A 23,462-nucleotide genomic window follows, 5' to 3' on the forward strand; every position below is an offset into this window, starting at 1 on the left:
GCAGGATGGAGGGTCCGGGCGGCGGCGCCGCCCGGCCGACCGTCCCCACGAGGCCGAGAACGGAGCCCGATCCGCACCATGCGCCTGCTGCTGATCCGCCACGGCGAGACCTTCTCCAACCTGCGCCGCCTCCTCGACACCGCGCTGCCCGGCGCCGCCCTGACCCCGCTCGGGCTCCGGCAGGCGGCCGCGCTGCCCGCCGCCCTGGCCGGCGAGGACGTCGACGCCCTGTACGTCTCCACCCTGGTCCGCACCCAGCAGACCGCCGCACCGCTGGCCGCCGCGCGCGGGCTGGAACCGCTGGTCCGCGGCGGTCTGCGGGAGCTGTCCGCGGGTGACCTTGAGCTGCGCGGCGACGACGCCGCGGCCGAGCTCTACATGCGCACCGCGTTCGCCTGGTCGGCCGGTGACACCGGGCTGCGGATGCCCGGCGGGGAGAACGGCGTCGAGGCGCTGGCCCGGCTGGACGCGGTGATGGCCGAGGCCGCCGGCTCCGGCGCGGGCACCGTCGCGATGGTCAGCCACGGCGCCGCGATCCGGATGTGGACGGCGGCCCGGGCGGAGAACGTGGACGTGCCCTTCGCCGCCGCGCACCCCCTCGACAACACCGCCGTGGTCGTCCTGGAGGGCACGCCGGAGGAGGGCTGGAAGGCCCTGAGCTGGATGGGCGCCCCGATCGGCGGCCCGGTCCGCGCCGACCACCGGGCGGACAGCCCGGCCGGCCGCCCGGTCACCCCGCCGCCCGTTGGCCCGCCCCCGGTCAGCCCGCCCCCGGGCGCCGCCGGGCTGGACTGAGCTCCGCCGGACCGGCCTCCCGCAGCGGTGGCCTCCGGTGCGGGCTCTGCACCCGCCGGGCGTCCTCCGGCCCGAGGGCGAGTAACTCCACCCGCACCCGGACCGGCAGCTGACCGGCCGCCGCGATCTCCCCGGCGAACACGCACGCCCCCTCGAAGCGCCGATCCGCCCCCAACGCCGCCAGCAGGTAGGCGCGGACGGGCGCGAGCACCTCGGGGAGCGTCCGCGGGCCCTCGGGCGGGATCATCCGTTCGACCGCGTCCAGCAGCGCCGCCGACCCCGTCCCGTCCGACCCCGTCCCGTCCGACCCCGTTCCGACCGGCCGCGCACCGGCCGCCGCCTGCCCGGCCCGTGCGAGCTCGCGTGCGATGCCCGGCCACCGCCGTCCGACCTCCCGCCTCATGCCGTCGCCCGCCCGTCCGCCGTCGGGCCGTCCGCCGTCGGGCCGTCCGTGGCGCGGCCGTCCGTCGCCGGGCCGTCCCCGGTGTCCTCGGTGTCCTCGGTAGGACCGGTGTCCGAGGACGGGCCGCACTCGAACCAGACGAACTTCCCGATCCCGCCCACCCGTGGGCAGCACCCCCAGCCCTGCGACAGCTCCCGGACGAGCAACAGCCCCCGGCCCGCCTCCGCGTCCGCCTGCGCCGGGACGGTCCGCAGCGACGGCCGCTGCGGACTCGCGTCGTGCACCTCGACCCGCAGCAGGTCCGCCCGGCACTCGAACCGCACCTTCACCAGCCGCCCGGCCGGCACCCGGGCGTGCTCGACCGCGTTGGCCACCAGTTCGGAGAGCAGCAACTCGCCCACCTCCACGAACCGTTCCCCGCCGTCGAGACCGTCCAGGAAGCTCCGCAGCAGCCGCCGCGCCACCCCTGGTGAACGCCGGTGGCGCGGCAGCCAGCAGGCGTACTCGCCGCCGACCGCCTCGCCGTCCACCGCCGCTGTTCTGTCGAGTGTCTCCGCCATGGGACCTACCTCCCGGTACCAGCTGCCGAACGCGCCCCACGGAGCGCACATGACAACCAATGGGCGCACGTGCTCACGCAAAGCGAGCGAACAATTCCGTTCCGCTCACAAGCATCGGCATCGGGCGCTACCGTGGCGAGCGATCAAGGGTGCCAAGGACCTGCGTCACTACGGGGGTTGGCTGTGCCACGTCGAAGGCCCGACACAGGTTCGACCATCAGCTCAGCTGTTCTGTTCGGCGGCGAGTTCCGCCACGCCCGGGAGGCCGCCGGCTACTCGCAGGCCGACCTGGCCAAGCTGCTGCACTGCGACCGGACCCTGGTCACCCGGGTGGAGAACGGGGGCCGTGTCCCGCAGGAGGACTTCATCAAGGACTGCGACCGGGTCCTGATGATGGGCGGCCTCCTGATCCGGATCTGGAAGCGGGTCGACTGGTACGCCGAGGTCGAACACCCGGACTGGTTCCAGCGCTTCGCGCAGATGGAGGCGGAGGCTGTCTCGCTGCGCAAGTTCCAGATCCAGCATGTTCCTGGTCTGTTGCAGACGGAGGACTACGCGCGGGCGTTGTTCGCGAGGGGTTCAGGTGCGGGAGATCCCGATCTGATCGAGGAGCGGGTAGCTGCCCGACTGAGTCGGCAGCATCGATTCCTGGCGCCGGACGGGCCGCTGCTGGTCGTGGTGCTTGATGAGAGCGTCATCCGGCGTAGGGTCGGCGGACCTGCAGTGATGGGTGGGCAGTTGCAGCATTTGCTGGAGGTCGGGCGCCGTCCGAACATCGTCCTCCAGGTTGCCCCATTCGATGTGGGCGGCCTGAAGCCGCTCAACACCTCCATGTCGCTGGTCATGCTGCCTGACCGCCATGAGTGGGTGTACTCGGAAAGCCTCGACAGAGGTCACTTCAGTGATGATCCAGCAGTGATTGACCGGCACACGCGGACCTATGATGTGCTGCGAGCTGACTCTCTCTCAGCCGTGGAGTCCGCTGCCGTGATCACCAGTGCGATGGAGGGGTACAACGCCCATGACGATTCCCGATCTCGACGCGGTGGCCTGGTACAAGAGCAGCTACAGCGGGGACAACGGCGGCGACTGCATCGAGGTGGCCCCCGGATTCCCGGGCCTCGTCCCCGTGCGTGACTCCAAGGACCCGTCCGGCCCGGCCCTGGTCTTCCCGGCCGACGCCTGGCGGTCCTTCGTCGCGGGCGTCCGCGCCGGTGAGTTCCCGACCCGAGGTTGACCGATGGCCTTCCCGGGTGAAATCCGGGGCCGCAACGATCTGGAGGGGTACAACGCCCATGATGAATCTCGATCTCAGTGCGGTGGTCTGGCGCAAGAGCAGCTACAGCGGGGACAACGGCGGCGAGTGCATCGAGGTGGCCCCCGGATTCCCGGGCCTCGTCCCGGTGCGTGACTCCAAGGACCCGTCCGGGCCGGCCCTGGTCTTCGCGGCCGACGCCTGGCGGTCCTTCGTCGCGGGCGTCCGCGCCGGTGAGTACCCGACCCGCTGATCCGAGGCGGGCGGAGCGGTCACGCCGGGGGCGTGGACTGCTCGCGGCCCGGGCCGACCGCGGCCATGAGGGCCTGCCAGGGGGCGGAGTCGAAGATGAGCGTGATCGCGGTGATCCGGCCGTCGTGGAGCCGGAAGTGCTCGGCCGTGTGCTGGGTGCCGACGGGCGAGGCGGTGTGCACGTCGTAGAGCAGGGTCGCCTCGGTGTCGCCGTACAGTTCGCTGATCAGGTCGACGCCGGTGACGATGCCCAGGAGTCCGTCGAGCCCGTCGAGATGACCGGTCGGGCTGGTGGAGGTGACGAACGGGCTGCGGAACGCGAAGCCGTCGCCGATCTGAGCGGCGGCGGTCGCGACGTCGCCGCGGAACCGGGCCTCGTGGTAGGCCCTGACGGTGCGTCGGGTCGGTGAATCGGTGGTCACGGCGTCGGTCACGGCGTCCTCGATGGTCGTCGATGCGGAGACGGGTTCGGCGGTTCAGGTGGCCGGCTGGTCGGGCCGTTGGGTGTGCAGGTAGCGCTCGATCCGCTGCTGGTTCTCGACCAGGCGCAGGCACAGGTGCCGGAATCGGGCCAGGTCGTCGGGGGTGAAGCCCTGGAAGACCGCGGACATGGCTCGCTGGGTGGGCCCGCGGAACGACTCCAGCCAGTCGTGGCCGACCGGGGTGATCCGGACCCGGACCGACCGGCGGTCCTGCCGGTCCTGGACCCGTTGCACCAGGTGGTCGCGCTCCAGCGTGTCGACCAGTCCGGTGATGTTGCGGGAGCTCACCCCGCCGGCGCGCGCCAGTTCGCCGATGCTCAGACCCTCGCCGGTGTCGGCGCCCAGCCGTACGAGGACGTCCAGCGCGCCGGCGCTCAGGCCGCGCCCGGTCGCGCCCTGCGAGCGCAGCCGGTCGACGGCCTGCGAGGCCGAGCGGACGGCCGCGGCCGCCTCCAGGGCCAGGGTGTCGCCGTCCAGTGCGAACGTGCCCATCGACTCCCGGACTCCGGGGTCGTAGAGGAGGCCGCCGTCGTCGGCGGGGAAGCCCTCCGGAGATTTATGTACGTCCTTCATAATGAAGCAGTACCTTACTCTGGGTCCGGTGCCCCGCCAAGGGGTTCGGGAAAGCGCCGCCGGCCGGGGGAGTCGTCGGGCGGGCAGCGCGGGGAGACCGCTGAGTGAGTCGGACGGGCCGAGAGGGTCGAGGGGGTCGGGCGGGCCGGGCGGGCCCACACCCGTCGGCCCGCCCGCCCCTGACGACCCGAGGCCGCCGACCCCGGAGTTCAGGGGGCGGCGGCCTCGGGCCACGGTCGGGCATCCGCCGGAGCGGCTCGGCGATGCCCGGGCCGCGCTCGCCGAAGACGTCGGGCACGAGCGCGGGTGACTGCCGGCAGGAGGACGGCCTGCGAAGGGAACTCTGCCGCCGGCCGCCAACGGTTCACCAACACACCACCAACAGCCCCGGCGCGGTGGCTCGTTGGGCTGCGACGGTTCGGACGGAGGGCCCTACTTGCCGCTGTCCTCCGCGAGGGTGTGTGCGACCAGGGCATTGGCGTGCCCGTGGCCCATCCCGTGTTCGGTCTTGAGCCAGGAGACGAGCTCCATGTGCTTGGTCAGCGGCGAGGACCGGATCAGGCCCTTCCACTCCTCGATCGGCCGGCCGTACTTCTTCTCGATCGAGGGGAAGTAACTGGCGGGGCCCTTCACCGGTTCGGTCATGCCGTCATCGTCGCACCCGCCGCCGACAGCGACAGTGCAGCGGCAGTGACCGGGCCCGCCAAGCCGCCGGATGACGCCGCATCGGTCGTTCGGTCGGTCGTTCAGTCGGCCCCGGAGGTCCGGGCGAGTCCGGCGACCAGGATCTCCAGGCCGAAGTCGAAGCGCTCGTCCCCCACGTTCCTGGTGAGGGCCGCCGCCATCGAGGTCATCATCGGGTAGCGATCGGCCGGGGCGGAGGCGAAGTAGCCCTGGATCCGCTCGCTGTAGGCGTCGGTGTCGGCCTGGCTGTGGCCGCTCCTGGTCGCCTGCTCGAAGGCCGTCGCCGTGACGTACAGCCCGAGCAGGTCGACCCCGTACGCCGCCGTCCGCTCGTCCAGGCCGCCGGCGCGCAGGATCGCGAGCATGGACTCCGCCACGTCCATCGCGTGCGGGGTGACGGGCACGTTCGCCACCACGGCGGCCCGGGCGAGGTCCCCGTGGCTGAGCAGGACGTCCCGCGAGCGGCGCATCAGGTCCTTCAGCTGCTCCTCCCAGCGGCCCGGGTCGGGCTGCTCCAACTCGATCTCCGTGTACGCGAGGTCGAGGACCTGCTCGATCAGCTCGTCCTTGTTGCTGAAGTGCGCGTAGAGGCTGGCGGCGCCGGTGCCGAGGTCCTGGGCGACCCGCCGCATGCTCAGGGCCTCCAGGCCCTCGCCGTCGATGATCGCCAGGGCGGCCTCGACGATGCGCTCGCGGCTGAGCGGCCGGCGCTTGGGGGCGGCCTTCTCCTTGCCCTGCCAGGACCCTGGCCAGCTCGGACTCGGGGCGGCACTGGTCACGGTGGGCTCCTCCGGGGTCGTCGTCAGGCCCACCCTACTTGACACGAACACTGTTCCATGGAAGAACGGTGTTCGTCGAAATAGAACACTGTTCGTTAGGACGAACGACGTTCGCCCCTCCCTCGAAGGGATTCCCATGTCCTCCCAGGCCGCACCCTCCGCCACCCCCACACCACCGACGTCACCCGCGCCACCCGTGACGTCCACCCCGCCCGCGCCACCCACCCCGCCCGAGTCCGTCGCCCCGACCGAGACCCGCTACCGCCTCCGGTGGGCCGGCCTCGCGGTGATCCTGGTCGCCGAGGTGATGGACCTGCTCGACACGACGATCGTCCAGGTCGCCTCGCCCGCCATCCAGCGCGCCTTCGGCGGCAGCGACACCCAGATCCAGTGGATCGCCGCCGCGTACACGCTGGCCTTCGCCGTCCTGCTCGTCACCGGCGCCCGGCTGGGCGACCTCTACGGCCGCAAGCGCCTCTTCGTCCTCGGGGCGGCCGGATTCACCCTCGCCTCCACCCTCTGCGCCGTCGCGACCGGCCCGGGCCTGCTGATCGGCGCCCGGATCGCCCAGGGCGCCTTCGGCGCGCTGCTCATCCCGCAGGGCCTCGGCCTGATCAAGGCCATGTTCCCGCCCAGGGAGACCGGCGCCGCCTTCGCCCTGTTCGGCCCGGTGCTCGGCCTCTCCTCCGTCCTCGGGCCCACCCTCGGCGGCTACCTGACCTCGGCCGACCTGTTCGGCACCGGCTGGCGCATGATCTTCCTGATCAACCTGCCGCTCGGCCTGATCGCCGTGCTCGCCGCCGTCCGGATCCTCCCCGCCGACACCCGCACCCGGGGCGCCGGCGCGACCCGCCTCGACCCGGTCGGCGTCCTGCTGCTCAGCGCCGCCGTGCTGCTCGCCGTCTACCCGCTCGTCCAGGGGCGCGAGCTCGGCTGGCCGCTCTGGACGTACCTCGCGATGGCCGCCGCCCTGCCGGTGCTCTGGCTGTTCCTGCGCCACCAGCGCTGGGCCGAGCGCACCGGCCGCTCCCCGCTGGTCGAGCCCTCCCTGCTCGCCAAGCGCCCCTTCACCTCGGCCCTGGCCACCGGTCTGGTCTTCTTCGGCGCGCTCAGCGGCCTGATGCTCGCCCTCACCCTGTACTTCCAGCTGGGCCTGGGCTGGACCCCGCTGCACGCGGGCCTGACGATGATCCCGCTCTCGCTCGGCATGGTCGCCGGCGCGATCCTCTCCGGCGCCAAACTGGCCCCCCGGTACGGCCGCCGGGTGCTGCACGCCGGCCTGGCCGTGGCCGCCCTGGGCATCCTGGGTGTCCGCGCCTGCACCACCCACTGGCCGGTCGACCTCACCAGCTGGGAGCTGGTGCCCGCCGTCCTGCTCACCGGCTTCGGCCTCGGCCTGATCATGGCGCCGTTCTTCGACATCGCCCTCGCCGGCGTCGACGACCACGAGGTCGGCTCCGCCTCCGGCGTCCTCAACGCCGTCCAGCAGCTCGGCGGTTCGGTCGGCGTCGCGGTCTTCGGCACCGTCCTCTTCGACCACGCCGCCGGCCACGGCTTCCAGCCCGCCGCCGCCCTCACCCTGGCCCTGGTCGCCGCCGCTCTCGCCGTGGCCTTCCTGGTCGCCTTCCTCCTCCCGCACCACCCCCGCCCGGAGGGCGAACACTGAGGCCGGCCACCACCCGCCGCAGCGCAGGGCCGGCCACCGCCCGCCGCAGCGCAGGGCCGGCCACCGCCCGCCGCAGCGCAGGGCCGCCCGCCGGACATCCGGCGGGCGGCCCGCTGATTCGGGTCGGACGGCGTCAGAGGCTGCTGCCGGGGCGGGAGTTCTCCGGACGGAACCGGTGATCCCAATCCCACGGCGACGGCGTGATGTCATCCGACCAGAGGGACGCGACCTCGGTGCCGTCCGTCAGCTCCTCCAGCATGTCGATCGTCTCGATCTCGACCACGGCGATCCGAGCTGTTCCCCCGGAGGCGTTCGGGTACGCCTTCTCCTCCCGGCGTCCGATCTCCAACGCGCGAGGAAGGGCGCTCTCGTAGTCGGCTGCCCGGACCAGGTAGGCCGAGGTCCGCAGAAGCAGGGTCTCGCTGTCGGTGGAGAGGTGCGCGAACCTGATGCGACAGGAGAACCAGGATTGCGGCTCCTGCGCGTCCGTCGGTGGGGCGTCGCTCATCGGTCGGCAGATCCCTTGTGTCGGTTTCGAGTTCGAGGGCGGGCACTTCGGCGGTCCGCCCGGCAGAATCGGGCCCATGCTGAGAATCGGATCGGTGGTCCTGGGCGTCCAGGACGTACGTCGGGCGGCGGAGTTCTGGGGGCGGGCGCTGGGGTACGTCCCGCGGGACGGTGTGGTGGAGGACGACTGGGTCGTCCTCGTCCCGGCGCAGGGCGGCGCCGGGACGCCGGTGGCGCTCGGCCGCAGTGTCACTCCCGTGCAGTCGCACCCCCGGGTGCACCTCGACCTGTACGCGCAGGACGCGGCCGAGCAGGCCGCCGAGGTCGAACGGCTGGTCGCCCTCGGCGCCGTCCGGGTGGACTGGGACAGCTACCCGGACGACCCCGACTTCGTCGTCCTCGCGGACCCGGAGGGCAACCGCTTCTGCGTCATCGACACCGCGCACGGCTGAGGCCTGCTCCGGTCCCGGCGCGATCGGTCGACTGCGGGGCTCCGTCCTGCTCACCCCGAAGGGCGGATCGAGGCGAAGCTCCGCGCCATCGCCGGACCGAGCTCCCGGACGATCCCGTGGCCGGGTTCGCCCGGCCACGGGAGGTAGTTGAGAAACGAGGTCACGACCACCTCGCTGATCTCGGGGACTCCGAGGCTCAGCTGCTCCTCCAGGAACGGGAGAGTGCTCCGCCAGTCCGGTTCGTCCTCGTCGCCGAGATAGGAGGCAACGGTTGCCAGGGTGATGTCCCAGAAGATCACGTGGGCGAGCACGCCGTCCTCATTGAAGACGTGACTCCGGTAGAGGTCGTCGAATGCGGGTATCCGGGCGACGAGATCCCGGACGAACCGGACGTCCCTGTTCATCTGCTACCTCGGTGATTCGAGCGCTTCCGGAGTTCGCGGGTGGCCGGCCCGCCCGAACTCCTCGTCTACGGCCCACCGGAGTCGACCGTCGACGATCGTCCCACCGGCCTCGCTGCCGAGGCCAGTCCTTTGAAGGCCTGGTCGGTGACGGTTCGCGACGTGCCGGAGTCGGGCGTCAGCCGGGGTCGCGGTGCGCCGTGCGCGGGGCCGGAGTCGACGTCCCGTCCGCCCCCGGGAGAGCGGGGGCGGACGGGAGCCGGTCACACGAGGCAGTTCACGAAGGTGTCGCCGGTGTAGCTGAGGCCGTCCTGGGTGCCGGCGCCGCCGTCCCACTCGTAGTAGACGTAGGAGTAGAAGCCGAGCTTGACGGGGCCGCCGCAGTTGCTGTCGGCGCCGATCAGGTAGGTCAGGGTGGCCGTCCGGGACTCGCCCGGGTGGATCAGCGCGGTGAAGCCCGGGGCGACGCCGGGTGTGCAGGCGTGGCCCTGGTCGTCGGTGCAGCCGGTCCAGCCGTAGGTCAGCCCGGCGGACACGGCGAGCATGGTCTCGTAGGTCTGCTGGAACGACTGGAAGACGAACTGCACGTCGGTGGTCTGGTTGTTGGTGAACGTCATGGTCACCGTGACGCTTTCGCCGGGGTGGGCGGAGGTCCGGTCCGCCGACATGGCGAAGTACGGGGTCACGGTCGAGGTGGCGGCCTGGGCCGGCTGGGAGAGGCCGATCAGGCCGAGCAGCAGGAGAAAGAGCGCGGCAAGCCTGAGGCTTCGGGGCTTTGTCCTTGGCATGGTCCGTGAGCGTAGGGGCCCCTCGCCCCGGCGTCACCGGCGTGTTCGAGGTCTGACCGGATATCACCGCCTCGCCCGGGCCGCCCGTCCGGAGCCTGCGGAGCTCTGCGGGAGACCGCCGACCGGGCCTCGTCCGGGCCGGTCAGGTGTGCTCCATGACGATGACCGCGGTGGTGTCCGGCGCGAGCGCGCGGAAGATGTGCGGGGTGTCGCCCGGGTAGGCGATGTAGTCGCCGGGGGCCAGTTCGACCGGGTCCTCGGCGGGGCCGACCAAGGCCCGGCCGGTGCTCAGCAGCAGGTGTTCGGTGGTGCCGGGGTTGTGCGGGTCCGAGGTGCGGGCCTCGCCGGGCTGGGCCTCGATCCGGTAGATGTCGCGGCGGGCGTTCGGGGGGCAGGAGGCGAGCAGGGTGGCCGAATAGTCGGCGCGCTCGGAGTGGGTGACCGGGCCCTCGCCCGCGCGGATCACCCTGACCACCGGACGCGGCGGGTCGACCAGCCGGCTGAACGGGACGTCGAGTGCGACGCCCAGCGCCCAGAGGGTCTCGACGCTGGGGTTGCCGAGGCCCGATTCGAGCTGGGAGAGGGTGGACTTGGCGATGCCGGCGCGCTTGGCGAGCTCGGTCATGGACAGGCCGGTGCGTTCCCGCTCCCGCCGGATCGACACGGCGATCAGGGCGATCGGGTTGGGCGGGGCCGGCTGGGCTCCGGCCGTGTCCGTCCCGCTCGTAGCGCCGTTCCCCGCGCCGTCTGCCGCGCCGTCTGCCACGTGTTCGCTCCAGAAGTCCGCTTGTTCGACTTGACGAACGCCTTCCCCGTCTCGTTCACTCTAATGGACAGGCGTTCGCCAAGGCGAACATCACCGAAGTGCGGACCGGATGAGTGTGACCGGATGACTGTGGAACAGGATCTGCCGACCGTCGCGCCAGCCCCCGCGCGGAAGGCCACGGCGGCCGTCGTGCGCGACTCCCTCGGGATCGGGCTCACCGTCGGCGTCTCCGGCCTCGCCTTCGGCGTGGCCGGCAGCGCCGCCCACCTCAGCGTCTGGCAGACCTGCGGGCTCAGCCTGCTGGTGTTCACCGGCGCCTCGCAGTTCGCCCTGGTCAGCGCGCTGGCCGCCGGAGCCGCGCTACCGGCGGCCGTGCTCGGCGCGCTGTTCCTCGGCGCCCGCAACGCCTTCTACGGGCTGCGGCTCGGGCCCAGGCTGGCGATCCCCCGACTGCTGCGCCCGTTCGCCGCCCACCTGATGATCGACGAGTCGGCCGCGGTCGCGCTCACCCAGCCCGACCGCCGCTCCGCCCGGCTCGGCTTCGCCGTCACCGGGATCAGCCTGTTCGCCACCTGGAACCTCTGCACCCTGGCCGGTGCCATGGGCGCCGACGCCCTCGGCGACCCGGCCGCGTACGGGCTGGACGCGGCCGGTCCGGCGGTCTTCCTGGCGCTGCTCGCCCCCCGGCTGCGGGAGGGCGCGGCGGAGCTCAAGGTGGCCGGCGTCGGCGCCGCCCTGGCCCTGGCCGCCACCGTGGTGCTGCCCACCGGGGTGCCGGTCCTGCTCTCGATCGCCGCCGTGCCGATCGTGCTGGCCGCCGGCCGCCCCCGCGGGGGCGCCCCCGGCACCCCCGACCGATCGGACACCGCCGACCGATCCGACACCCCCGGCGCTGCTGGAACGGAGACCGTCGCATGACCGTCTGGATCGCCATCGGCGCCACCGCGCTGGGCTGCTACCTGCTCAAGCTCGTCGGCCTGAGCATCCCGGCAGGGCTGCTGGAGCGGCCGGCCGTGCGCCGCTCCGCCGCACTCATCCCCGTCGCCCTGCTGGCCGCCCTCACCGCCCTGCAGACCTTCGGCAAGGACGGCGGGCTCACCCTGGACGCCCGCGCCCTCGGTCTGGCCGCCGCCGCCTTCGCCGCCTGGCGCCGGGCACCCTTCCTGCTGGTCGTCGGCGTCGCGGTCGCCGTCACGGCGCTGGCCCGGCTGCTCATCTGAGACCGGTTCGGCAGCCCACGGGCAGGCCCTCGCGGGCGGGGATCGGCCAGGTCGGCTGGCCCCTCAGGGACGGGCGGGCGCGAGCACGTCCCCGGGCGGCGCGGCCGCCCGCCCCGGCGCCCCGGCGGCGTCCGGCGGGCGGAGTCCGGCCGGCACCAGGGCGGCGGCCAGCAGCGGGAAGGCCACGGCCAGCCCGTAGGCGAGGCCGAAGCCCCCCGCGCCGATCAGCCGCGCCGCCACCGCCGGCACGCAGGCCGCCACCGCGTTCTGCACGGTGGTGTGCACCCCCAGCGCCCGGCCCGCCCAGCCGCTGCCCGCGTACTCGGCGACGGCGGTGAAGGAGAGGCCGTTGGTGCTGACCGTCACCACCCCGGTGGCCACCAGTGCCACCGTCGTGACGGGCGAGCCGGTCAGCACGCAGAGCGTCAGCGCCGCCAGGGCCCCGGCGGTGACCAGGGCGAGCAGCCGCATCGGCCTGGTCCGACTGCCCACCACGTCCGACCAGCGTCCCGAGGTCAGCCGTGCGCCGGCCCCGGCGACCTGTACGCAGGCCAGCAGCACCCCGGCCGCCGACGGCGACCAGCCCCGCTCGTCCACCAGCAGCACCAGCGCGAAGGTGCCCACCACGAACTGCGGCACCACCAGCAGCGTCGCCGCGCCGTGCAGCCGCCACAGCACCGGCGTCCGGTACGGCGACCCGGTCCGCGGTGCGGCGTCGCCGGCCGGCCGCGCCGGATCGCGGACGGCCACCACCACCAGCAGCGCCGCCGCCAGGCTCATCGCGCCGAGCACGGCCAGGGCGGCGCCGCGTCCGTGCACGGCGGTCCGGGGCAGCAGCACCGCCGCCACCGCCATCCCCAGCGGCAGCGAGGTCTGCCGCAGCCCCATCGCCACGCCCCGCTCCCGGGCCGGGAACCACCCGAGGATCAGCCGCCCGCTGGACGCGTGCGCGGAGGCGCCGGCGGCGCCCGCGAGCACGAAACAGGCGCCCAGGGCGGTCGTCCCGCGGACCGCCGGAGCGGCCAGCAGCACCAGCCCCGCCAGGCCCAGCCCGCCGGCCAGCACCCAGCGCTCGCCCCAGCGGTCCGCCGCCGAACCCCAGGCCGTGAGGGTCAGCACCAGGCCGACCGTCGGGCAGGCCGCCAGCATCCCGGCCTGCCCCAGCGTCAGACCCCCGTCGCGCAGGGCCGGGATCAGGTAGGGCAGTCCGAACTGGAAGGCGCAGCCGGCCGTCATCGCCAGCATCCCGACGGCGAGCACCAGCCAGCGCCGCCGGTCGGGCGCCGGCTCCCCGCCCGTCGCCGGTCCGTCGCCCGTCGCCGGTTCGCCTTGCGGGCCCCGCATCATCGCCACCTCCTGCTCGGCCGCCGTGCCTGCCCGCCACTCAACCCGAACCCGGCGGGCTGGGGCGGCGGCGTCCAGCAGACGGGCAGGGGTCGACCGGTCGCGACCGGTGGTCAGACCTCCCCCGCCGGCGGCAGGAAGGCCTCGTGCGGGGTGCCCGGTACGACCGTGCGGGCGGCCAGCCAGGCAGCGGCCATGGTGGTGTCGCCGGCCACCACGACCTCTCCCGGCAGGCCGGCCAGGGCGGCCGTCAGCGCCTCCCGCACCGGGCCGGGGGAGGCCGCCACGGCGCCCGCCAGCACGATCGGCTCCGGCGGGGCGCCGGCCGGCAGGGCGGCTTCGACCAGGGCGGCCAGCCGGGCCGCCGCCGCGGTCACGATCCGGGCCGCGGCCGGGTCACCGGCCGCCGCCGCGTCGGCGACCACCGGGGCCAGGCCGGCTGGCACCGTCGACGGTGCGTCGTAGACCGCGCGCAGCAGACCCGCGACGGCCCCGGCCCGCGGGCGTGCCGGCACCTCCAGGGCGGCGAGCACGGCCGCCGTCAGCGCGTCCGGCGCACCGGACCCGGCGCCCAGCGCGTCCAGTGCGTGCCGGGCCGCCTCCCGTCCGATCCAGAAGCCGGAGCCCTCGTCGCCGAGCAGCCAGCCCTGGCCGCCACGGGTGCTGCTCACCCGGCGGCGCTGGAGCCGGCAGGCCACCGCGCCCGTCCCGCCGATCAGCACGACGCCGTCCGCCGCGCGCGTCCCGGCGGCGAAGGCCACCTCGGCGTCCGGCCGCAGGGCCGGCCGCAGGGAGCCGGGCACGGCCGGCCCGGCCGCCGCGCGGCACTCCTCGGCGAAGGCCACCGCGGCGGCGTCGGTGGCGAACCGCCGGTAGCCGGCCAGGCCGATCACGCACGCGCCGAGCCGCGCCGGGTCGTGGTCGCCGAGGGCGTCCCGCAGCACCGCGCCGATCCGCTCGGCGGCGGCCCGTCCGCCCTGCGCCTGCGGGTTGCCGCCGGCCGCGAGGGCGGAGCCGAGGCGCCGGCCCGTCAGGTCGGTGAGCACCCCGCGGGTGGTGGTGGCGCCGACGTCGAGGCCGAGGACGAGGGGACCATCAGGGCCGGACATCGCCGTGTTCCCCTTCGGGTTCGTGGGGTGAGTGGGTTCGTGCCGGGTCGGTCGGCCGAGCAGCCGCCGCCGAGCCGCTGAGCGGCCGAGCCGCCGAGCGGACGGGGCCGAGCGGCCGGGTCAGCCCCCGTCCCCGTCCTCGACCAGGCGGGCAGGGAAGCCGCCGGTGGCGATCGGGCCCCAGCGGCGCGGGGTGATCCGGATCAGCGACTTGCCCTGCCTGACCATCGCGGCCCGGTACTCGTCCCAGTCCGGGTGCTCGCCGGCGATGGTGCGGTAGTACTCGACGAGCGGCTCGACCGCCTCGGGCAGGTCGATCACCTCCGCCTCGCCGTCGACCTGCACCCACGGTCCGTTCCACTCGTCGGACAGCACCACCACGCTGACCGCCGGGTCGCGGCGCAGGTTGCGGACCTTCGCCCGCTCCGGGTACGTGGAGATGACGATCCGTCCGGCGTCGTCCACCCCGCAGGTCAGCGGCGAGGCCTGCGGGGAGCCGTCGGCCCGGCGGGTGAGCAGGAGCGCGCGGTGGCGCGGGCGGAGGAACTCCAGCAACCCGGCCAGTTCCACACGGGTGTTCGAGGCGATCGAGGGGCTCATGGGGACGAGCGTAGACGAGGTGCGCCGCCCGTCCGGGGAGGTGTCCACCGGGGCGCCGGGACCGGACGCACCGGCGTCCGCCGGGGGAGCCGGCCGGGCGGGCGTGCGGGCCCGTCCGGCCGACCTCCCCGGCGGACGCCGGATCCCTGGTGGCCGCCCCCTCCCGGGGGCTTCGGTGCGTCAGGCCGCGACCGCCTCCGGCAGCGAGTACGCCGTGCGCAGCCGCTCCTGGGCCGCGGGGCCGCCGCCGAGGCCGGCCGCCTCCAGGTGGTCCAGGCCGAGCAGTGCGGCGCCGAGCACCGGCGGGGCGACCACGATGCGCGGCTCGGCCTGCGGTGCGGCGGCGGCCAGTCGGGCGGTGACGTTGTCGATCAGCAGCGGCTGACGCGAGGCCAGCACGCCGCCGCCGAGCACCACCGGGGTGGGTTCGGCGAGCAGGTCGAGCCGGGTCAGGGCGACGATCGCCAGCCGGGTGATCTCGTCCGCCTGGCGGTCGACCAGCTCCAGCGCCGGGCCGTCGCCGGCCTGGGCCGTGGCGAACAGCACCCGGACGATCTCGTGCAGCCGGTTGCGGTCGAGCTGGCCGAGGTGCATGGCCTCGGCGACGGCGCTGGTGCTCGGCAGGCCGAAGTGCTCGGCGATCGCGGCGGCCAGCGCGGTGGGCGCGCCCCGGCCGTCCTCCGCCCGGACCGCGTGCCACATGCTGCTGGCCGCCAGGCCCGCGCCGCCGCCCCAGTCGCCGGTGAGCTCGCCGAGGGCGGGGAACCGGGCGGTCCGGCCGTCCGGCAGCAGGCCCACGCAGTTGATGCCGGCGCCGCAGACCACGGCCACGCCGCGCGGCCCGTCGGTGCCCGCCCGCAGCAGGCCGAAGGTGTCGTTGACCACGGCCGCGGTGACACCCCACGGCTGCTCCTCGATGGCGGCCTGCAGCAGTCGCTCCTCCACCGGGAGGTCGGCGTTGGCCAGACAGGCGCTGACGTGGCTGGTCAGCGGGGTGTCGCCGAGGGCGAGGCCGGCCTGCGCCGCCGCCGCCGTGACCAGCGGCACCAGGGCGGCGATCGCGGCCCGCGGGCCGACCAGGTGCGGCTGGAAGCCGCCGCCCCGGGCGCTGCCGAGGACGGCGCCGTCGGCACCGACGAGGGCGACGTCGGTCTTGCTGTTGCCGGCGTCGATGGCCAGGACACCGGGCAGGAGTGGATCGGGCTGGTGGGTCATCAGGTCCCCGCGCTCGTACGTGCCCCGGCCGTCGTCCCGACCGGGGTTTCTCGGTGCTGCTGAGGGCTGCTCAGGCCCAGTGGAGGTGCTCGCGGTTGTTGGCGAGCAGGCTGTCGGTGAGCTTGTCCGCGAGCTCCAGCTGCCCGACCAGCGGGTGCGCGAGCAGGGCGTCGAAGACGCGGTCCCGGCCGCCCTTGAGCGCGGCGTCCAGGGCGAGCTGCTCGTACGCGGTCACGCCGGCGATCAGGCCGGCGTAGAGCGGCTCCACGGGGCGCTGGGGCAGCGGGCGCACGCCGGCGGCGTCGACCTCGGCCGGCACCTCGATGACGGCGTCGTCGGGCAGGAAGGGCAGCACGCCGTCGTTGCGGGTGTTGACCACCTGGACGGTGGTGCGTCCGTCGGTGCCCAGCAGGGAGGCGATCAGCTGGACGGCGGCCTCGGAGTAGAACGCGCCGCCGCGCTGGGCGAGCAGCTCCGGCTTGGTGTCCAGCGCCGGGTCGGCGTACATCTCCAGCAGCTGCCGCTCGATCGCGGCGACCTCCTTCGCCCGCGAGCCCTTCGCCCTCAGCTCCTCCACCACCACGTCGTGCTGGTAGAAGTACCGCAGGTAGTACGAGGGGACGACGCCGAGGCGCCGGATCACCGGCAGCGGCAGGTGCAGGTCCTCGGAGATCTCCTTGCCGAAGTCGGCGAGCAGCTCGGGGAGCACCTCCCGGCCGGTGGCGCTGCCGGGGGCGTCGAGCAGGGTGACGCCGCGCTCCCAGGTGAGGTGGTTGAGGCCCACGTGGTCGAGCCGGATCAGCTCGTGGTCGACGCCGAGGTGCTTGGCGAAGCGCCGCTGGAAGCCGATCGCCACGTTGCACAGGCCGACCGCCTTGTGCCCGGCGCTCTGCAGGGCCCGGGTGACGATGCCGACCGGGTTGGTGAAGTCGACGATCCAGGCGTCCGGGTTGGCCCGGCGCACCTGCTCGGCGATGTCCAGCACCACCGGGACGGTCCGCAGGGCCTTGGCGAGGCCGCCGGCGCCGGTGGTCTCCTGGCCGACGCAACCGCAGTCCAGCGGCCAGGTCTCGTCCCGGTCGCGGGCGGCCTGCCCGCCGACCCGCAGCTGCAGCAGGACGGCGTCCGCGCCCTGCACGCCGGCCGCGACGTCCGTGGTGGTGCTGACGGTGCCGGGGTGCCCCTGCTTGGCGAAGATCCGCCGGGCCAGGCCGCCGACCAGCTCCAGGCGGTCCGCCGCCGGGTCGATCAGCACGAGTTCGCCGATCGGCAGGGTGTCGCGCAACCGGGCGAAACCGTCGATGAGTTCGGGGGTGTAGGTGGATCCGCCGCCGACGATGGCGAGCTTGAGCGTGGGGGACATCAGCCCTTGACCCCTGTCAGTGTGACGCCTTCGATGAAGGCTTTCTGGGCGAAGAAGAACAGGATGATGACGGGTGCCAGGACGAGGAGGGTGGCGGCCATCGTGAGGTTCCAGTTGGTGTGGTGGGCGCCCTTGAAGGACTCCAGCCCGTACGAGAGGGTCCAGGCGCCGGGGTTCTCGCTGGCGTAGATCTGCGGGCCGAAGTAGTCGTTCCAGGCGTAGAAGAACTGGAACAGCGCCACCGCGGCGATGGCCGGCCTGGCCATCGGCAGCACGACCTTGAGCAGGGTCCGCAGGTCACCGCAGCCGTCGATCTTGGCGGCCTCGATGTACTCCTTGGGGATGGTCAGCAGGAACTGGCGCAGCAGGAAGATCGAGAAGGCGTCGCCGAAGGCCATCGGGATGATCAACGGCCAGAGGGTGCCGGTGAGGTGCATCTGCTTCGCCCAGAACAGGTACATCGGGATGATGGTGACCTGCGGCGGCAGCATCATCATCGAGATGACGGCCATCAGGGCGAGGTTGCGGCCCCGGAAGCGGAACTTGGCCAGCGCGTAGGCGACCGGCAGGCTGGAGACGACGGTCAGCAGCGTGCCGAGGCCCGCGTACAGCAGGGTGTTGCGCCACCAGGTGAGGAAGCCCGGGGTCTGCCACACCTTGAGGTAGTTGCCCCACTCCCAGGAGGTGGGCCAGAGGTTCCTGGTGAGGGCCTGCTGGTCCGTCATCACCGAGGTGAGGAAGACGAACACGAACGGCAGGACGAAGAACAGGGTGGCCGCGATGGCCGTCGAGTGCACGGCCACCCAGTGCAGGGCGGCGCGGCGCCGGGCGGCCCGGGCCGCCTCGGAGGAGGGCCTCGACGAGCCGGAGCCGGACGCGGAGGCGGACGCGGGGAGGGTGGTGCTGAGAGTCATGGTCAGTCCTCACTCGCCATGAAGCCGGACTTGCGGCGCAGGAGGATCGAGGTGAACGCCATCGAGATGACGAACAGGATCAGGGCGATCACGCAGGCGGAGCCGGTGTCGAAGCGCTGGAAGCCCAGGTTGTAGACCATCTGCGGCAGGGTCCAGGTGGAGCCCTGCGGGTACCCGGGTTCGAACTGCTGGCCGGATCCGCCGATCACGCCGCTGGCGACCTTCCCGGCCACGATCGCCTGGGTGTAGTACTGCATCGTCTGGATCACGCCGGTGACCACCGCGAACATGATGATCGGCGAGATGTTCGGCAGCGTGACGTAGCGGAACCGGTGGAACGGGCCGGCGCCGTCGAGCTCGGCGGCCTCGTACTGCTCCCTGGGCACGTCCAGCAGGGCGGCCATGAAGATGACCATCAGGTCGCCGATGCCCCACATGGCCAGCATGGTGAGGGCGGGCTTGGACCAGGTCGGGTCGGTGAACCAGCCGGGCGTCGGCAGGCCGAGGTCGCCGAGCAGCTGGTTGACCGGGCCGGTACCGGGGTTGAGCAGGAAGGCGAACGCCATCGTGGCGGCCACCGGCGGAGCCAGGTACGGCAGGTAGAAGAAGGTCCGGAACAGGCCGGTGCCGGTCTTCACCTTGGTGATCAGCATGCCGATGCCGAGACCGAAGGCGACCCGCAGCGAGACCATCACCACGACCAGCCACAGGGTGTTCCGCAGGCCCTGCCAGAAGAACGGGTAGTCGTTGAAGACGTACGACCAGTTCTTCAGGCCGGTGAACTCCGGTGCCGTGAAGCCGTCGTAGCTGGTGAAGGAGAAGTAGACGGTGGAGACCAGGGGGTAGACGAAGAAGAAGCCGAAGCCGATCAGCCAGGGCGAGAGGAAGGCCAGGGTGCGGGCCGCCTCCCGGCGGCGCTTGCTGCGAAGCGCCGCCGGGACGGGGAGTCCGGCACTCGCCTTACGGGAGCCGAACGCGATTGCCATGTGTTGCTCGCCTTACGCTACTTCGCCTGGTTCACGGCGGCGTCGATTTCCTTCGCGGTGGCCGCGAGGCCGGCCGCCAGGTCGGTCTGCTTGCCCGACTCGTAGTCGTAGCCCAGGTTCTGCAGGGACACGATGTACGCGCCGCCGTTGACGCTGGCGGGCGTGGTGCCGGAGTTGGCGTTCTTGGCGATGTCGAGGAAGGTCTTGAAGTTCGCGTCGGCGTCCAGCTTCGGCGAGTTGAGCGCCTCGAAGGTGCTCGGCACGTTGTGGATCGCGTTCGCGAAGCTCACCACGGCGTCGGTGTTGGTGGTCAGGTACTTGACCAGCTCCCAGGCCGCGGTCTGCTTCTTGCTGTTCTTCGCGATGCCGATGATGGTGCCGGTCTGGTAGCCGCGGCCGTAGGTGCCGAGCTGGTCGTCCGGCACCGGGAACGGCGCGGTGGCCCACTCGAAGTCGGGCTTGTCGGTGGCCAGCGACGCGGTGCGCCACTCACCGTCGATCGCCATCGCGACCTGGCCGGTGTGGAACGGGTTCTTGGCGCTGAACTCGTCGCCGAAGGACGAGCGGAACTTCTCCAGCTTGTCGAAGCCGCCCAGCTTGTCGACCAGGCCCTTCTGCCAGGTGAGCATCGCGGCGACCTTGGGGTCGGTGGCGATGCTCGACTTGCCGTCGGCGCCGAAGTAGCTCGGGCCGAACTGGCCGAGGTAGTGCTCGGTGGTCGACTCGTAGCCGTGGTAGTTCGGCATGAAGCCGAGCTGCTTGAAGCCGTCGCCGTCGGCGACGGTCAGCTTGGCGGCCGCGTCGGCGAACTCGGTGAAGGTCTTCGGCGGCGCGGTGATGCCGGCCGCGGCGAAGGCCTTCTTGTTGTAGTACAGGCCGAACACGTCACCCAGCAGCGGCAGCGAACACTGGTTGCCCTTGAACTGGGTGTAGCTGAGCATCGGCGCCGGGAAGGTCTTGGCGGCGTCTATGCCGTCCTTCTTCAGCAGCGGGTTGAGGTCCGCGAACACGTTCGAGGAGCAGAACGTGCCGACGTTGTTGGTGGTGAAGGAGGAGACCACGTCGGGCGCGTCGTCCCCGCCGGCCCGCAGCGCCTGGTTGGTCTTGTCGTCCGCGATGTTCCCGACGGCCTTGACGTGGATGTTCGGGTGGGCCTTCTCGAAGGCGGCGATGTTGTCGTTGATCGCCTTGGTCTCGCTGTCCTGGCTCCAACCGTGCCAGAAGGTGATCGTGACGTCCTTGCCGCTGGCCGAATCGTCGTTGCCGCCGCCGGAGTTGGTTCCGGTGCAGGCGGTGGCGAGCAGCGCCAGGACGGCGCTGCCGGTGACGGCGGCGATCGTACGGCGGGCTCTGCGGGAGGTGGTGGCGTGCACTTCGAGGTCCTCCTGGGGGGTACGCGGGCAGGCGTCATTGCCTCGTCGCCCACGGCGGGGTTGGGGGAAGGTGTGCTGCGGTTGCGGTGTCGGGCGGAACGGTGTCGGGACCGTACCGGGTCCAGGTTGCGGGGAGGGTCAGTGGGTGGAGAAGACCGCCTCGCGGGCGGCGGCCAGGGCGCGCTGCAGCGCGCCGTGCAGGACGGGCGGCCCGGGCAGCGCGCTGCTGCGGACCTCCGGACGGGAGATGGCGATCCGGGCCAGCTCGTCCTCGACGAGCAGGCGCAGCCGTTCGCCGCCGGCGATCGGCACGCCGCCGGAGACCACCACGAGCTGGGGGTCGACGACGGAGACGATCACGGCCAGCCCGACGGCGAGCCGCCCGGCCAGTGCGGTGAGGAAGTCGTCGCCGGCGCCCGGGGTCTCCAGGGCCAGCAGGACCGCCTCCTCGGCGGTGGGCGCGGTGAGGCCGTGCTCCCGGGCGAGTGCCCGGACGGCCGGCGCGCCCACGAGTTCCTGGAACCCGCCGGAGTTCTTCCGGCGGACGTCGCGGACCACGGGCGCGCCGGGCACCGGCATGTAGCCGACCTCGCCGGCGCCCCCGGTGAAGCCCCGGTGCAGGCGCCCGGCGATCACGATCGCGGCGCCGGTGCCCTCGCCGGCCCAGAGCAGGACGAAGTCCTCGCAGCCCTGCGCCGCGCCCGAGGCCTGTTCGGCGACGGCGGCGAGGTTGACGTCGTTCTCGATGCTCACCGGCGCGCCGAGCGCGGTCGAGAGCTCGTCGGTCAGCCGCGGCGCGTGCCAGCCGGGCAGGTGCGAGGCGTAGCGGAGCTTGCCGGTGACCGGGTCGGGGGCGCCGCCGACGCCGATCACGATCTCGCGCAGGCTGCCGGGTGCGAGGCCGGCCAGGCGCACCGCCTCGGCCACCGCCTCGGTGACCTTCCCGACGGTGGCGGCGGCGGGCCAGCCCTTGGTGGGGACGACGTGCTCGGCGAGGGTGCGGCCGGTGATGTCCGCGACCGCGACCCGGACCTGGCTGGTGGTGACGTCCAGCCCGGCGACGTACCCGGCGGCGGGGTCGACCTGGTACAGCTGCGCGTTGGGCCCGGGGCCGCCCTCGGTGGTGCCGACCGGCACGACCAGCCCGGCCGCCTCCAGACGGGCCAGCAGCTGGGAGGCGGTGGGCTTGGAGAGGCCGGTGAGGGTGCCGATCTGGGTGCGGGACAGCGGTCCGTTCTCCAGCAGCAGCTGGAGGGCGGCCCGGTCGTTGATGGCGCGCAGCAGGCTGGGGGTACCGGCGAGGGGGAGGCGGCTGGTGTTCTCGGTCACAGGTCGATCCTCCTCTTTCGGTGGTCCGGCCGGTGGGCCGGGGTGGCTGGCGGGCGACGTGGTCCCCACCCGGCGGGGTGGGTGGTGCCACGGGTACGGCGGGTGCTGCGGGTGGGTCGGGGCAGCCGGGCGGGCACGGCCGGGGCGGCCGGACCGGACGGCCGGGTGGTTGCGACAAGAACTGTTAGGAAACTTTCCAGTCGCTTGGAGAGGACCGTAGAACCCGGCTCGTCGGGGTGTCAATGGCCCGCCCGCAGGTGGATGCCGAAGCGTTACCGGACGCAGCGGAGCCCCGCCCCCCGGCGAGGGGGACGGGGCTCCGGAGCGGGCGCCGAGGACTGCGTGCGCGGCCCTGTCGGCCGGGGTCGCGAGCGGCCCCGGCGGGCCGGCGGACGGCTCGGCTCAGGTGGTCTTCACGGGCCCGGCGCCGGACTCGTCGGCCGCGCGGGCCGGTGCCGGTATCGGCGCCGCGGCCAGCGAGCGCGGCGAGGTCGGATCGGCCAGCGCGGACGGCGGACCGGCGTCCACCAGCAGCATCGGCGCGACCGCGGCGGCCGCCGCCGCGGCCCCGGCGGCCGTGACGACCTCCTCCTTGAGCTTGATCCCGGACAGGTCGAACGCCACCTTCAGGCGCTGCCGCAGGGCCCGTCCGACCAGCGCGGACTTGCCCGGAGCGGTACGCGCCTCCAGCCGGAGCACCACCGAGTCCGCGGCCACCGACTCCACGCCCAGGACGGTGAACGGCGCCCAGATCAGCTCGTCGAACGGCGACTCCTTGGACAGCGCCTCCGCCGTCTCCAGGATCAGCGCCTCGACCCTGACCAGGTCCTCCTTGTAGCCGACCTGGACGTCCACCGACGCGGTCGACCAGCCCTGGCTCATGTTGGCGATCCGCTTCACCTCACCGTTGCGGATGTACCAGATCTCGCCGTTCGCCCCGCGCAGCTTCGTCACCCGCAGGCCGACCTCCAGCACGGTGCCGGTGGCCACCCCGGTGTCGATCTCGTCGCCCACCCCGTACTGGTCCTCCATGATCATGAAGACCCCGGACAGGAAGTCCGTCACCAGGTTCCGGGCACCGAAACCGATCGCCACACCCGCGACACCGGCACTGGCCAGCAGCGGCGCCAGATTCACCCCGAGGGCCGACAGCACCATCAGCGCCGCCGTACCCAGGATGGTGAACGAGGCCACGCTGCGCAGGACCGAGCCGATCGCCTCCGAGCGCTGCTGACGCCGCTCGGGGTTGACCACCCCGGTGTTCGCCAGCAGCCCGCCGAGCCGGCCCGGCTCGGCGGCCTCGCCCTCCGCGGGCTTGGTCATCCGCGCGATCAACTGGGTGATCAGCTTGCGCACCATGGCCCGCAGCACCAGCGCGAGCACCACGATGAAGACGATCCGTATCCCGCCGGCGACCCACTCCTGCCAGTGCGCGTCCAGCCAGCTCGCCGCCTCCTTGGTGGAGCTGGTGACCTCGTCCGCCGTGGTCGGGATTCTCAGGTCGATCCCCGGCAGGGCGGAGGAGGGCTGGCTCGGGCCGGTCGGCGGGGCCGACGGCGGGGCCGTCGGGGTCGCGTCGGCTAGGAGACCGGTGACACCGGACCAGGACACGTGCGGGGCCTTCCTGCAGGGAGCGGTGGAGGGCC

At 73.3% G+C, this 23,462-nt stretch carries 28 protein-coding genes; 8 read left to right on the forward strand and 20 right to left on the reverse strand.

Translation table 11 applies throughout. The features are described from left to right. The first annotated feature begins 78 nt into the window (after positions 1–78). Complete coding sequence (locus ACFTWP_RS11085) at positions 79–795, forward strand: histidine phosphatase family protein (protein ID WP_380264169.1); 717 nt, start codon at positions 79–81, stop codon at positions 793–795. On the opposite strand, the gene ACFTWP_RS11090 is transcribed toward ACFTWP_RS11085, so the two are convergent. Together ACFTWP_RS11090 and ACFTWP_RS11095 are read right to left on the reverse strand one after the other, a co-directional pair. Next, positions 761–1,198, reverse strand: a complete 438-nt coding sequence (locus ACFTWP_RS11090; protein ID WP_380264170.1) for a hypothetical protein — start codon at positions 1,196–1,198, stop codon at positions 761–763. The genes ACFTWP_RS11085 and ACFTWP_RS11090 overlap by 35 nt on opposite strands. Then, positions 1,195–1,758: an ATP-binding protein gene (locus ACFTWP_RS11095; RefSeq protein WP_380264171.1), complete on the reverse strand. Its 564-nt coding sequence runs from the start codon at positions 1,756–1,758 to the stop codon at positions 1,195–1,197. The genes ACFTWP_RS11090 and ACFTWP_RS11095 overlap by 4 nt, the downstream gene beginning before the upstream one ends. A gap of 183 nt (positions 1,759–1,941) precedes the next feature. Between ACFTWP_RS11095 and ACFTWP_RS11100 the strand changes: the two genes are divergently transcribed. From ACFTWP_RS11100 to ACFTWP_RS11110, 3 genes are read left to right on the forward strand one after another with little or no spacing between them, the layout of a single operon-like run. Continuing rightward, positions 1,942–2,895 (forward strand): Scr1 family TA system antitoxin-like transcriptional regulator, encoded by a 954-nt coding sequence (locus ACFTWP_RS11100; RefSeq protein WP_380264212.1) that lies wholly within the window; start codon positions 1,942–1,944, stop codon positions 2,893–2,895. After that, on the forward strand, positions 2,804–2,995 hold the full coding sequence (locus tag ACFTWP_RS11105) for a DUF397 domain-containing protein (RefSeq protein WP_380264213.1): 192 nt from the start codon (positions 2,804–2,806) through the stop codon (positions 2,993–2,995). The genes ACFTWP_RS11100 and ACFTWP_RS11105 overlap by 92 nt, the downstream gene beginning before the upstream one ends. 58 nt (positions 2,996–3,053) lie before the next feature. Next, entirely contained in the window at positions 3,054–3,266 is a 213-nt protein-coding gene (locus ACFTWP_RS11110) for a DUF397 domain-containing protein (protein WP_380264173.1), read from the forward strand. Positions 3,267–3,285: 19 nt separating this feature from the next. Here ACFTWP_RS11110 and ACFTWP_RS11115 read toward each other — a convergent pair whose 3' ends face one another. From ACFTWP_RS11115 to ACFTWP_RS11130, 4 genes are all read right to left on the reverse strand, one after another. Further along, the gene (locus ACFTWP_RS11115) at positions 3,286–3,699 is read right to left on the reverse strand and encodes a hypothetical protein (RefSeq protein WP_380264175.1); all 414 of its coding nucleotides are present in this window, start codon (positions 3,697–3,699) and stop codon (positions 3,286–3,288) included. A 42-nt stretch (positions 3,700–3,741) separates the two neighbouring features. Next, on the reverse strand, positions 3,742–4,320 hold the full coding sequence (locus ACFTWP_RS11120; RefSeq protein ID WP_380264177.1) for a MarR family winged helix-turn-helix transcriptional regulator: 579 nt from the start codon (positions 4,318–4,320) through the stop codon (positions 3,742–3,744). A gap of 432 nt (positions 4,321–4,752) precedes the next feature. Beyond that, entirely contained in the window at positions 4,753–4,965 is a 213-nt protein-coding gene (locus tag ACFTWP_RS11125; RefSeq protein ID WP_380264178.1) for a DUF4287 domain-containing protein, read from the reverse strand. A gap of 101 nt (positions 4,966–5,066) precedes the next feature. After that, positions 5,067–5,783, reverse strand: a complete 717-nt coding sequence (locus tag ACFTWP_RS11130) for a TetR/AcrR family transcriptional regulator (protein ID WP_380264180.1) — start codon at positions 5,781–5,783, stop codon at positions 5,067–5,069. Positions 5,784–5,919: 136 nt separating this feature from the next. On the opposite strand from ACFTWP_RS11130, the gene ACFTWP_RS11135 reads away from it, so the two are divergent. Further along, positions 5,920–7,449 carry an MFS transporter gene (locus ACFTWP_RS11135; protein ID WP_380264182.1) on the forward strand — a complete coding sequence of 510 codons (1,530 nt, stop codon included), beginning with the start codon at positions 5,920–5,922 and terminating at the stop codon, positions 7,447–7,449. Between the two features lie 133 nt (positions 7,450–7,582). Here the strand turns inward: ACFTWP_RS11135 and ACFTWP_RS11140 are convergent, their stop codons facing one another. Beyond that, positions 7,583–7,957: a DUF4288 domain-containing protein gene (locus ACFTWP_RS11140; protein WP_380264184.1), complete on the reverse strand. Its 375-nt coding sequence runs from the start codon at positions 7,955–7,957 to the stop codon at positions 7,583–7,585. 76 nt (positions 7,958–8,033) lie between these two features. Here ACFTWP_RS11140 and ACFTWP_RS11145 point away from each other — a divergent pair, with 76 nt between their 5' ends. After that, positions 8,034–8,408 (forward strand): VOC family protein, encoded by a 375-nt coding sequence (locus ACFTWP_RS11145; RefSeq protein ID WP_380264186.1) that lies wholly within the window; start codon positions 8,034–8,036, stop codon positions 8,406–8,408. 50 nt (positions 8,409–8,458) lie between these two features. Here the strand turns inward: ACFTWP_RS11145 and ACFTWP_RS11150 are convergent, their stop codons facing one another. The 3 genes from ACFTWP_RS11150 to ACFTWP_RS11160 all read right to left on the reverse strand — a co-directional run bounded on the left by ACFTWP_RS11150 (position 8,459) and on the right by ACFTWP_RS11160 (position 10,276). Then, positions 8,459–8,812, reverse strand: a complete 354-nt coding sequence (locus ACFTWP_RS11150; protein WP_380264187.1) for a hypothetical protein — start codon at positions 8,810–8,812, stop codon at positions 8,459–8,461. Positions 8,813–9,072: 260 nt separating this feature from the next. After that, positions 9,073–9,597, reverse strand: coding sequence for a hypothetical protein (locus ACFTWP_RS11155; protein ID WP_380264189.1), 525 nt, complete (start codon positions 9,595–9,597; stop codon positions 9,073–9,075). Between the two features lie 142 nt (positions 9,598–9,739). Continuing rightward, entirely contained in the window at positions 9,740–10,276 is a 537-nt protein-coding gene (locus tag ACFTWP_RS11160) for a helix-turn-helix domain-containing protein (protein ID WP_380264214.1), read from the reverse strand. 210 nt (positions 10,277–10,486) lie between these two features. On the opposite strand from ACFTWP_RS11160, the gene ACFTWP_RS11165 reads away from it, so the two are divergent. Together ACFTWP_RS11165 and ACFTWP_RS11170 are read left to right on the forward strand one after the other, a co-directional pair. Further along, on the forward strand, positions 10,487–11,281 hold the full coding sequence (locus tag ACFTWP_RS11165) for an AzlC family ABC transporter permease (RefSeq protein WP_380264190.1): 795 nt from the start codon (positions 10,487–10,489) through the stop codon (positions 11,279–11,281). Then, positions 11,278–11,583: an AzlD domain-containing protein gene (locus ACFTWP_RS11170; protein WP_380264191.1), complete on the forward strand. Its 306-nt coding sequence runs from the start codon at positions 11,278–11,280 to the stop codon at positions 11,581–11,583. Before ACFTWP_RS11165 ends, ACFTWP_RS11170 begins: the two co-directional genes overlap by 4 nt. A 63-nt stretch (positions 11,584–11,646) precedes the next feature. Here the strand turns inward: ACFTWP_RS11170 and ACFTWP_RS11175 are convergent, their stop codons facing one another. From ACFTWP_RS11175 to ACFTWP_RS11220, 10 genes are all read right to left on the reverse strand, one after another. Next, positions 11,647–12,930, reverse strand: coding sequence for an MFS transporter (locus ACFTWP_RS11175; protein WP_380264192.1), 1,284 nt, complete (start codon positions 12,928–12,930; stop codon positions 11,647–11,649). Positions 12,931–13,040: 110 nt separating this feature from the next. After that, positions 13,041–14,036: a BadF/BadG/BcrA/BcrD ATPase family protein gene (locus tag ACFTWP_RS11180; RefSeq protein WP_380264193.1), complete on the reverse strand. Its 996-nt coding sequence runs from the start codon at positions 14,034–14,036 to the stop codon at positions 13,041–13,043. A 120-nt stretch (positions 14,037–14,156) separates the two neighbouring features. Continuing rightward, a complete protein-coding gene (locus ACFTWP_RS11185) occupies positions 14,157–14,636 on the reverse strand; it encodes a PPOX class F420-dependent oxidoreductase (RefSeq protein ID WP_380264194.1) in 480 nt (159 codons plus the stop codon). Between the two features lie 180 nt (positions 14,637–14,816). Then, positions 14,817–15,851, reverse strand: coding sequence for an N-acetylglucosamine kinase (locus tag ACFTWP_RS11190; protein ID WP_380264195.1), 1,035 nt, complete (start codon positions 15,849–15,851; stop codon positions 14,817–14,819). A 70-nt stretch (positions 15,852–15,921) separates the two neighbouring features. Continuing rightward, entirely contained in the window at positions 15,922–17,214 is a 1,293-nt protein-coding gene (locus ACFTWP_RS11195; protein WP_380264196.1) for a 6-phospho-beta-glucosidase, read from the reverse strand. Then, positions 17,214–18,128: a carbohydrate ABC transporter permease gene (locus tag ACFTWP_RS11200; RefSeq protein ID WP_380264197.1), complete on the reverse strand. Its 915-nt coding sequence runs from the start codon at positions 18,126–18,128 to the stop codon at positions 17,214–17,216. The genes ACFTWP_RS11195 and ACFTWP_RS11200 overlap by 1 nt, the downstream gene beginning before the upstream one ends. 2 nt (positions 18,129–18,130) lie before the next feature. Then, positions 18,131–19,114: a carbohydrate ABC transporter permease gene (locus ACFTWP_RS11205; RefSeq protein ID WP_380264198.1), complete on the reverse strand. Its 984-nt coding sequence runs from the start codon at positions 19,112–19,114 to the stop codon at positions 18,131–18,133. Positions 19,115–19,131: 17 nt separating this feature from the next. Then, on the reverse strand, positions 19,132–20,487 hold the full coding sequence (locus tag ACFTWP_RS11210) for an ABC transporter substrate-binding protein (RefSeq protein WP_380264199.1): 1,356 nt from the start codon (positions 20,485–20,487) through the stop codon (positions 19,132–19,134). Between the two features lie 138 nt (positions 20,488–20,625). Then, positions 20,626–21,816, reverse strand: a complete 1,191-nt coding sequence (locus tag ACFTWP_RS11215) for an ROK family transcriptional regulator (protein WP_380264200.1) — start codon at positions 21,814–21,816, stop codon at positions 20,626–20,628. Between the two features lie 402 nt (positions 21,817–22,218). Further along, complete coding sequence (locus ACFTWP_RS11220) at positions 22,219–23,322, reverse strand: mechanosensitive ion channel family protein (protein ID WP_380264215.1); 1,104 nt, start codon at positions 23,320–23,322, stop codon at positions 22,219–22,221. Between the last annotated feature and the right edge of the window lie 140 nt (positions 23,323–23,462).

The organism is Kitasatospora sp. NPDC057015 (assembly GCF_042673745.1).
In the GTDB taxonomy this organism is placed as follows: Bacteria; Actinomycetota; Actinomycetes; order Streptomycetales; family Streptomycetaceae; genus Kitasatospora.

Bases quoted from the DNA above. Each gene is read 5' to 3' on its own strand.
- ACFTWP_RS11140 (WP_380264184.1), bottom strand. From the start codon at position 7,957: ATGAGCGACGCCCCACCGACGGACGCGCAGGAGCCGCAATCCTGGTTC.
- ACFTWP_RS11125 (WP_380264178.1), bottom strand. From the start codon at position 4,965: ATGACCGAACCGGTGAAGGGCCCCGCCAGTTACTTCCCCTCGATCGAG.
- ACFTWP_RS11190 (WP_380264195.1), bottom strand. From the start codon at position 15,851: ATGACCCACCAGCCCGATCCACTCCTGCCCGGTGTCCTGGCCATCGAC.
- ACFTWP_RS11175 (WP_380264192.1), bottom strand. From the start codon at position 12,930: ATGATGCGGGGCCCGCAAGGCGAACCGGCGACGGGCGACGGACCGGCG.
- ACFTWP_RS11090 (WP_380264170.1), bottom strand. From the start codon at position 1,198: ATGAGGCGGGAGGTCGGACGGCGGTGGCCGGGCATCGCACGCGAGCTC.
- ACFTWP_RS11170 (WP_380264191.1), top strand. From the start codon at position 11,278: ATGACCGTCTGGATCGCCATCGGCGCCACCGCGCTGGGCTGCTACCTG.
- ACFTWP_RS11195 (WP_380264196.1), bottom strand. From the start codon at position 17,214: ATGTCCCCCACGCTCAAGCTCGCCATCGTCGGCGGCGGATCCACCTAC.
- ACFTWP_RS11110 (WP_380264173.1), top strand. From the start codon at position 3,054: ATGATGAATCTCGATCTCAGTGCGGTGGTCTGGCGCAAGAGCAGCTAC.
- ACFTWP_RS11145 (WP_380264186.1), top strand. From the start codon at position 8,034: ATGCTGAGAATCGGATCGGTGGTCCTGGGCGTCCAGGACGTACGTCGG.
- ACFTWP_RS11120 (WP_380264177.1), bottom strand. From the start codon at position 4,320: ATGAAGGACGTACATAAATCTCCGGAGGGCTTCCCCGCCGACGACGGC.
- ACFTWP_RS11085 (WP_380264169.1), top strand. From the start codon at position 79: ATGCGCCTGCTGCTGATCCGCCACGGCGAGACCTTCTCCAACCTGCGC.
- ACFTWP_RS11205 (WP_380264198.1), bottom strand. From the start codon at position 19,114: ATGGCAATCGCGTTCGGCTCCCGTAAGGCGAGTGCCGGACTCCCCGTC.
- ACFTWP_RS11135 (WP_380264182.1), top strand. From the start codon at position 5,920: ATGTCCTCCCAGGCCGCACCCTCCGCCACCCCCACACCACCGACGTCA.
- ACFTWP_RS11150 (WP_380264187.1), bottom strand. From the start codon at position 8,812: ATGAACAGGGACGTCCGGTTCGTCCGGGATCTCGTCGCCCGGATACCC.
- ACFTWP_RS11185 (WP_380264194.1), bottom strand. From the start codon at position 14,636: ATGAGCCCCTCGATCGCCTCGAACACCCGTGTGGAACTGGCCGGGTTG.
- ACFTWP_RS11180 (WP_380264193.1), bottom strand. From the start codon at position 14,036: ATGTCCGGCCCTGATGGTCCCCTCGTCCTCGGCCTCGACGTCGGCGCC.
- ACFTWP_RS11155 (WP_380264189.1), bottom strand. From the start codon at position 9,597: ATGCCAAGGACAAAGCCCCGAAGCCTCAGGCTTGCCGCGCTCTTTCTC.
- ACFTWP_RS11200 (WP_380264197.1), bottom strand. From the start codon at position 18,128: ATGACTCTCAGCACCACCCTCCCCGCGTCCGCCTCCGCGTCCGGCTCC.
- ACFTWP_RS11165 (WP_380264190.1), top strand. From the start codon at position 10,487: ATGACTGTGGAACAGGATCTGCCGACCGTCGCGCCAGCCCCCGCGCGG.
- ACFTWP_RS11095 (WP_380264171.1), bottom strand. From the start codon at position 1,758: ATGGCGGAGACACTCGACAGAACAGCGGCGGTGGACGGCGAGGCGGTC.